Annotated in this window: 1 protein-coding gene and 1 pseudogene; both read right to left on the reverse strand. The window is 37.7% G+C overall.

The annotated features are described in order from the left end of the window. Positions 1-1,432: cache domain-containing protein (locus tag ACKI5B_RS07755; protein WP_407427464.1), on the reverse strand; the 1,432-nt coding region annotated here is incomplete at its 3' end. 123 nt (positions 1,433-1,555) lie between these two features. Next, positions 1,556-1,861: pseudogene (locus tag ACKI5B_RS07760) on the reverse strand (methyl-accepting chemotaxis protein); the annotation flags it as partial.

Genomic DNA, 1,861 nt, shown 5'->3' on the forward strand with positions numbered 1-1,861 from the left:
TCGCCATTTTTTCCATAGACATATTTACAGAAGAAATATTTCCAATCATCTGCTCTACTGCCGCACTTGCCTGTGTAACACCGGAAGACTGAGCCTCAATCATATGTTCGAGCGATTCAATATTTGAAGCAATTTCGTTTACAGCCCCAGCTGTCTGATTTACAGACTGACTTTGAGAATCAATCTGGTGCTTCATGCTTTCGATATTTGCAATAATTTCTGTAATTGAACTTGAAGTATCTTCGGTAGCACTTGAGAGATTTTCGCCGGCAACCATAAGTTCATCTTTTGAATTTTTTACATCACCGATGATTGTCTGAAGTTTCGAAGCAAATGCATTAAATCCTTTTACAACAAATCCGATTTCATTGTTAGAATTAATTTCAATTCGTTTTGTAAGATCAGCATCACCTGAAGCTATGCCTGTAATTGCACTTTCAACAATCTGAAGAGGCTTTAATGACCGGAGCAGAAGGAAAGCTGAAATAAGAACGAGTGCAACAACACAAACTGCAGCGAAAATCAAAAGGAGTCTTGAAATTGCGTTTACAAGATCATAAATCTGCTTATCTGGAATTGAAAGACCTAAAGACCATGGAGTTCCTGAAATCGGAGAATAGACGATTAAATCTTTACCGCTGCGGCCGTTTGCATTAATCCATGCGGCACCTTCTTCACCTGCTGCCATTGCTTCAGCAACAGCAATCATATCACCGTTTCTGCCTTCTTTACCGCCGGTAATTCCAGTGATAAAATTTTTCTGCATAATGAAGTCTTTTACAGGATGCGTAATAACTGTACCGTCGCCTGCAAGAAGATAGCCGTAACCATTCGCACCGATTTTAATCCGGTTAATCTCTGTTGTAAGAAGATTTACATTTACAACACCTGCAAGCATTGCAAATGTCCGTCCGTAACGGTCTTTTAAAGCACGTGTAATATGAATTACAGGCTGACCGGTTGTTTTAGAAATTACAGGATTATCAACATAACGGTCTTTACCTTCCTGCATTACAGCCTGAAAATAATCCCGTTCTGAAATATCAGTTTTAGTGCCGATATCTGTATAAGCCTTACCGTCCGGGCCTGCTACCATGATGTAATCGAATTCACCGCGCATATCTTCATGCTCAGGATTCTGAAGCCATGTAATAACTTCATCTAATGCACCGTCTTCCATTATATCAGCATGATAATAGACATTTAATTCTTTAAAATAGCCTTCAAGAGTATTAACAACAGCAGCAGAATAGCCGTCTATCATGTTGTTATACATATCAATATCTTCTGCAACTATGTCTTTTTTAGCATTAGAAGTTACAAATAAAACCTGAATTACGTTTACAAGAACAATAACCAGACCAACAAAAAACACAAGGCCTTTTATAAGGCTTGAGCGTTTCTGTTTCACAGTTTCTGTTTTTTTTGGCATAAGCAGTGACTCCTTAAAAAAATATTGAAAACAGTATTCAAAATATAACCCACACTTTTTGAAAAATCAATATTTTTTAAGAATTATCACAATTTTTTTTAAGAAAATTTAAGGACAGCAATATTAAACCCTGAACTGATCTACCTGCTCACCGATTTTACCGATTGACTCTTTCATCTTACCTGCTACATCGTTTAAAGCCGCACCAGTTTCATTGATTTTGCGGGCACCGATTGACATTTCTTCCATACTCTGACTCATTGCAAGGGCTGCATTCTGTAAAAGCTGAACTTCTTTAAGGATTAACTGGTTTCCTTCCTGCATTTCAGAAGAAGCATTATGAACTTCCACAGTGCTGTCATTCATATTATGAAGAGCTTCTGTAATCTGATGTGAACCTTCATTCTGTTCTTCCATGGCAGCCTTAAT

This window comes from Treponema sp. (assembly GCF_045657965.1).
Lineage (GTDB): Bacteria > Spirochaetota > Spirochaetia > Treponematales > Treponemataceae > Treponema_D.